Source organism: Fictibacillus nanhaiensis (assembly GCF_036213205.1).
GTDB classification, from domain to species: Bacteria; Bacillota; Bacilli; order Bacillales; family Fictibacillaceae; genus Fictibacillus; species Fictibacillus nanhaiensis_E.
Window position 1 is genome coordinate 1 of the sequence record NZ_JARMFC010000041.1, and the last position, 6,234, is coordinate 6,234.

At 37.2% G+C, this 6,234-nt stretch carries 6 protein-coding genes and 1 other annotated feature; of the genes, 1 reads left to right on the top strand and 5 read right to left on the bottom strand.

The genetic code is table 11. The features are described 5' to 3' along the window. Positions 1-105 precede the first annotated feature (105 nt). The gene (locus P4V41_RS21245) at positions 106-1,029 is read left to right on the top strand and encodes an LD-carboxypeptidase (protein ID WP_328087197.1); all 924 of its coding nucleotides are present in this window, start codon (positions 106-108) and stop codon (positions 1,027-1,029) included. Between the two features lie 406 nt (positions 1,030-1,435). Here P4V41_RS21245 and P4V41_RS21250 read toward each other — a convergent pair whose 3' ends face one another. The 5 genes from P4V41_RS21250 to P4V41_RS21270 form a co-directional block, all read right to left on the bottom strand. Next, positions 1,436-2,101: a GNAT family N-acetyltransferase gene (locus tag P4V41_RS21250; protein WP_328087198.1), complete on the bottom strand. Its 666-nt coding sequence runs from the start codon at positions 2,099-2,101 to the stop codon at positions 1,436-1,438. Positions 2,102-2,281: 180 nt separating this feature from the next. Next, positions 2,282-3,529, bottom strand: coding sequence for a tyrosine--tRNA ligase (gene tyrS / locus P4V41_RS21255; protein ID WP_328087199.1), 1,248 nt, complete (start codon positions 3,527-3,529; stop codon positions 2,282-2,284). 76 nt (positions 3,530-3,605) lie between these two features. Further along, positions 3,606-3,829 (bottom strand) — a binding site (T-box leader). A 9-nt stretch (positions 3,830-3,838) separates the two neighbouring features. Beyond that, on the bottom strand, positions 3,839-4,360 hold the full coding sequence (locus tag P4V41_RS21260) for a MarR family transcriptional regulator (protein WP_328087200.1): 522 nt from the start codon (positions 4,358-4,360) through the stop codon (positions 3,839-3,841). Positions 4,361-4,444: 84 nt separating this feature from the next. After that, positions 4,445-5,536 carry a DUF3626 domain-containing protein gene (locus P4V41_RS21265; protein WP_328087201.1) on the bottom strand — a complete coding sequence of 364 codons (1,092 nt, stop codon included), beginning with the start codon at positions 5,534-5,536 and terminating at the stop codon, positions 4,445-4,447. Between the two features lie 275 nt (positions 5,537-5,811). Further along, positions 5,812-6,234 (bottom strand): amino acid permease (locus tag P4V41_RS21270; RefSeq protein WP_328087203.1); only part of this gene is annotated, 423 nt, incomplete at its 5' end.

Consider the following 6,234-nt stretch of genomic DNA (forward strand, 5'->3'; position numbering starts at 1 on the left):
AACTTTTTGGGTTCAGATCAGTTTTCTGGACGTTTTTTCATACGATTCTTTAATACCCAATATAATAGCGTATAGGATTTCGGTTCTCCGAAAGGAGCTGTTAGGATGTCGATCAAACCGCAGCAATTGCAGCAAGGCGACACCATTGGAATTGTTACATTGGGTAGCCCGCTCGAAGCAAACGTTATTAATCAAGGAATCACAATGTTAAAAAATATGGGTTTTGAAGTGATTGTGGGAGATTATGTATACGCAACAAATGGTTTCTTGTCAGGAACACCACAGCAACGAGCTTCAGATTTGATGAAGATGTTTCAGAACGATCAGGTGAAGCTGATTCTTCCAACTCGAGGAGGTGTGGGAGTAGCCAGCATTCTTCCCTTTCTCGATTTCAATATTATCAGAACCAATCCCAAGATCATCTCAGGTTACAGTGATATAACTATTCTATTAAATGTGCTGTATCAATTTACAGATCTCGTTACCTTTCAAAGCTTGTTGCTCTTGGATTTCCGACCTGGAACACCTACTTATAATTTCAACCAATTCTTTAATATTATCACGCGAACAACTGCACCTTGGCAGATCATGAATCCACCAAATATTCCGCTTATAAGTAAAGTTGCAGGCAACGTTACAGGAGTTATTGTAGGAGGAAACCTTACATCGTTCGTAGATTGTTTAGGAACTCCTTATGAAATTGACACGAAGGGTAAGATATTATTTCTTGAAGAAACTCATGAGCCCGTAAACACCGTTTACCGATATTTGAACCACTTAAAGCTCGCTGGTAAATTTGATGATTGTATTGGAATCATCATGGGAGAATGCACAAAGTGTGAACCTGCATATGGAAAGACTTTTGAAAATGTAATCAATGAGTTTCTTGTTCCACTCGGCAAACCACTTATGACGAATTTAACAAGTGCTCACGGCTATTATAAAGCCGCGATTCCTCTAGGTGTAAATGTGAACATGAATACGATGAATCGTACTTTGACTGTGATGGAGCCTACGGTTATTCTATAATAATCTCATCCGTTTTAGGGATATTACAAGTATAAGTGTTTTGAAAGTCAATATTTCTGACAGTCCCTACCATCACCTTCTATTTCATGAGTTTACCATTGTTAGAAGACAAAAAAACACAAGGCATTTTCCGAATGGATGTAGCCTTGTGTTTTTTTAATGTTCATATCAAAGTTAATTAAGTACAACAAGCTACTGCCTTTTTCATTTGATCTTCAGGGATGTAAAGATTTTCGTTTTTCACTTTAAAATCGATTCCGTTTTTGGTTAATCGTTTTATGTCAATCTCCGTTTTTTCTCCCTAATGAACATACTTTCTGTTTTCATCTTTTTGACAAGCAGCTAAGAACATAACACAAACCATTAGAATGAGTAGACTTCGTTTTATGATGGGACACCTCTCATTTTAATCACAAAACAACTCAGATTTCTCCAAATTCATCTTGCTATATGAAGTATTTAAAACACCTTTTTCAATACCATTGCCGTGATAATACTTTTCAACATACATAGCTTTAACTATACGTTTTACGTCGGAATTCGTTATTTCTTGTTTAGTTCGCTGTTTCATGAATAAATGAAGAGGCACATCTACGCCACCATCGTGTATAGGTGGCTGAAAATAAAGAAAATCCTCAACTTTATAAAAGCCGTTTTTCGTAAAGAATTTTGTTCGCTTTACGCAATCTTCCTTTTCTTTTTCAGTGTGCACCATCTCTTCGATCTCAGTCTCAAGAACGATTGTTTTCAATGATTTATACCCAGCATGAACACTATCTTGTTGAAGAACTTCTTCAATTTTTTGAAGGGATTTTGCCCCTAATCCCTTATTTCTTATTTTAGGGTTTGTTACAAGATAAACAATAAATCCTGCATTCACGTCAGCCAAATAGTGAGCCGTTACAATGCTAGTTAGCTCTTCATTTAGATATCCGGCTATGAAGTGATAGTTATTGAGCTTTTGCGTTTCAGCATATCGTAAACTTTGCAAGAAGACTGATTCAGTTTCCCTAACTTCTATTGGAAATGAATGTTTATAAAAAGAAAGGGCTGCCTTTAATTCTTTCGTCATTTGATTTGTGATTTCCTGCCATGTAATCTCTATTTTAAAAAACCGCCTTTATTTAACGAATGAATTTCTTGTATTTTTACTTCCACTTGTCTCTTTCTATTGCTGTTATTTCAAACGAAAAAAAAGTAATTGCTATCTCTGAAATTAATGATAAAGGACAACTTCAAGTTGCCCTTTTATTTATCCTCTGTTTATCTTTACAAACTTTCTTTTTCCAACTTGAACGATTAGACCATTCGATATAGCGACGATCAAATGAGAGTTCTCCACCTTCTCGCCATTAATCTTAATCCCATGATTGGCAATCATTCGACGAGCTTCGCTTTTGGATGGAAGAAGTTTCAATTTCACGACTAAATCTATTACAGAGATCTCATCAGTTCCTGCCCATGTCACGACCGGGATCTCATCCGGCAGTGTTCCTTGCTGAAAAACAGTAATGAAGTTTTTTTCAGCTGCACTTGCTGCATTTGCACCGTGGTACATTCGGACTATTGTACGAGCAAGAAGCATCTTTGCATCACGAGGGTGAAGCTTCCCTGTCTCCACATCTTTCTTAATTGTATCAATCTCTTCTTTGTTTAAGTCAGTTACCAGTTCAAAATACTTGATCATAAGCGTATCTGGAATGGACATTGCCTTTCCGTACATTTCATTCGGCGCTTCATCAATACCAATGTAGTTTCTTTTTGATTTCGACATTTTTTCAACACCATCTAATCCTTCTAAGAGAGGCATTAGGATAGCAACTTGCTTTTCTTTTCCAAACTTCTCTTGGTAATGTCTACCCATTAAAATGTTGAAGTGTTGATCCGTTCCACCTAATTCAATATCACAGTCTAACATAACAGAGTCGTAACCTTGCATGAGCGGGTAGAAGAATTCATGCAATGAGATCGGTTTTCCGGTTGAGATCCGCTCATCAAAATCATCCCGTTCTAACAATCTTGCCACTGTAATTTTACCAGCAAGGTTTATAACATCTTCAAAATTCAGCTTAGAAAGCCATTTAGAATTGTAGTGAAGCTCTACTTTTTCCATATCTATTATTTTTCCAAACTGTTCAAAATACGTTTTCGCGTTGTGCTCTACTTCTTCTGTTGTTAATTGTTTTCTCGCAACAGACTTTCCTGTAGGGTCACCAATTCTTCCCGTAAAATCTCCGATGATCAATTGAATAACATGACCGTTTTGTTGAAACTGTCTTAACTTATTCAACACCACTGTGTGACCAAGATGTACATCTGGTGCTGAAGGATCTAATCCAAGTTTAATTTTCAGTGGGGAATTCTCTAAAATGGACTTTGCCACTTTGGTTTCTAACTCTTCTGTAGGAATTATATCCTGAACGCCTAGCTTATAGATTGCCATCTGCCTTTTAACTTCATTTCTCTGTTTCTCTGTTAGTTGTTCTACAAACGGAATCATCGTTTTTCCTCCTCTAATTCATTGTTTTTAAAACTCAATCTCAAATAACAATAAAAAAAGACCACATCCCTATAACACAAGGGACGTGGTCTAAAATCACACGCGGTACCACCCTAATTGAAGAACAAATATTCTTCCACTCAAGTCAAATAACGGTTTTCCCGTTCTTCGTCATACAGATTTAACGAAGAAAGCTCTTGGAAATGTAATTCACATGATCTTTGTGCTGATTCACACCAACCACCAGCTCTCTAAAAACAGGGAGATCATTGCTACTGCGTTTCCTGTCATCGCATATTTATATAAAATTTAAAAGTCGTTTTCTCGAATAACTCTTCTAAGCAAGCCTGAAATTAATTTCTGCTCTTCAACGGACAAGGAAGAGACGACTTCGACTTCACCTTCGTGAAACCTTGGATACAGTTCTTCCATCACTTTTCTGCCTTTATCTGTTAAAACTACACACGTGATGCGTCGATCGCGATTATCTACCTTACGATAGCATAATTCTTTTCTTTCCAATGTATTCGTTATGTTACTTATGGTTGCTTTTGAAACACCAGCGGACAGCGCTAACTTTTTGGTTTCAACAGATTCCCATATCCATAGATCATACAGAAAAGAAAAAGACGTCCACGATAGCCCATGCTTTGCTAATACTTCTCGTTCCATTTTGTTGCGTAGACCTTGTGCCGCTCGATACAGATTTGTGACCACCGAAATTGAATGCATATTGAGAGATTCAATCGGTGCTTTAGTCAATTGATTGATGGTGTCCTTCTCTTCCGGCAATAACTCACCGTACTCATCAAAAGAATAGATATCATCCACTCCTTAACAATTTTCATAATCGTTAGCATTGAAACGATATTAACAAATAAAAATAATAAATGCAAGATGTTAATCTCTTCAAACTTATCTGCTTTTTTTATGTGCGCTTCCATACTTCACCAATACATGCCATAGAAGCTTCAACTCTTGTAGTACTTCTTTATGCGTACCTCTGTCACTCCAACACATTGGATTTCTTGATAAATCCATTACAGCCTCACCTATAGAATGTGCATCAATCACTTGATTTTTAGCGACTCTTTTTGCTAATGATGGCATTTCTGGTCCTCTAAAATCTGAAGGAACTTGGTCTACAGACATTTGAAATCCTGAATGATAATAAAGTTTAATATCATATTTTGTACAAAGTTTTGTCAGTGCATTCCCGACCTTCGTATCTTTAAAAGAAGGATCTGCAACAAGTAAATCTACATCGTCTTTTAATACAACATCACCATGAACTTGTGCTTCTATGTAATGATTTAGATTCCGATTAGCATGCTTTTTAGCTGGATCTTCAAAAGGCAATTCTATTTTTTGAACAAGCTGCCGAACCAAAGAACTAACCATAAGCTTAGGTTCTCCGAGCGCATAATCTCTCGTAAAGATCTCCTCAAATAATGCAGCAAGTATCATATCGAACTCTCCTAAAGTTCCTTTTTCTTTAGGATTTTGATGAGAATCGAGGTACGTAAAAGTTGCTCGTTTTGAAACTTCGGGCTTCAATAAGAAATAACATGATCCAAATCGGGGAGCTGGTCCATCTGCATGATTAAAGATGCTTAACGCACCATATTTTGTTCTTTCCTTAAGGGTCGCACCTTTTAACTGGTAAGCTCCTCCAAATAATTGTTCTTCCCACCGATCACGCAATCCTCCGGGGTATGCAGAAACACTGCCGTTTGAAAGCAACGTTTCAAACTGACTTTTATATATTCCTTCTTGATATAACGCTTCTGCAATACTATCCATCGATGAGTTTGGCCGATCTGGATGAAAGTGAAGTGCGATTCGAGCATGCTTTTTAAGCTTAGAGACCGCATTATGAAATACATCATCTGTTATGTTAGACATTCTTAATAGATGTTTAATCGTCTCTTGAGCATCGTCCTTATGTTTTAGAGCATAACGCTCAACGTATTCAATCGCTAATTGTTGCGCTTGAGTTAAATTCATAAAATACTCTCCTCTTCCGTCATCAAGTACAGTTATTCGAGAACCAATGAGGAAAACCTTCACACTTACGAGTAGTGGTTTTGCATTATTGAATATATTACTCAAAGGAGAAGATGACTATAATTTACAAAAAAAGAAAAGAATCACAGGAAATTTACAGATACCATTTAACACATCATAAATCTTCTTCTACTCGTTTGTTAGCAAGGGCAATGTATCGCTAAAGTGAAAAAGCCACCTCTATAAAGGCAGCTTTTCTATCTTACTAGTTCGTTCTATTTCGTTGTGTTTAAACGGCTGTGACGGTATCCATAACTAAAATAAAGAATAAATCCAATCAAAAGCCAAACGACGAAGCCTTTCCAAGTGAATGCTGAGAGCTGAAGCATAAGATAAACACAGAAAATGATCGCCAAGGCTGGAATCAATGGTACCCATGGTGTCTTAAAGCCTCTTTCGATGTCAGGTCTTGTCTTTCGAAGAACCGCAACTCCTAGTGAAACTGTTGCAAAAGCAAACAAAGTCCCAATACTCGTAAGTTCTGCTAGTTTATCTAATGGGACGAATCCAGCAAATAGTGCAACAAGTAATCCGGTTGTCCACGTACTAGGAAGTGGTACTTTTGTTCTTGGATGAACCGCTGACAATTTACTTGGAAGAAGCCCATCACGGCTCATCGCATAGAACAATCGTGTCTG

What these genes read in the sequence shown, in the direction of transcription:
- P4V41_RS21250 (WP_328087198.1), bottom strand. Translation starts at nt 2,101, where the DNA reads ATGACGAAAGAATTAAAGGCAGCCCTTTCTTTTTATAAACATTCATTT.
- P4V41_RS21245 (WP_328087197.1), top strand. Translation starts at nt 106, where the DNA reads ATGTCGATCAAACCGCAGCAATTGCAGCAAGGCGACACCATTGGAATT.
- tyrS (WP_328087199.1), bottom strand. Translation starts at nt 3,529, where the DNA reads ATGATTCCGTTTGTAGAACAACTAACAGAGAAACAGAGAAATGAAGTT.
- P4V41_RS21265 (WP_328087201.1), bottom strand. Translation starts at nt 5,536, where the DNA reads ATGAATTTAACTCAAGCGCAACAATTAGCGATTGAATACGTTGAGCGT.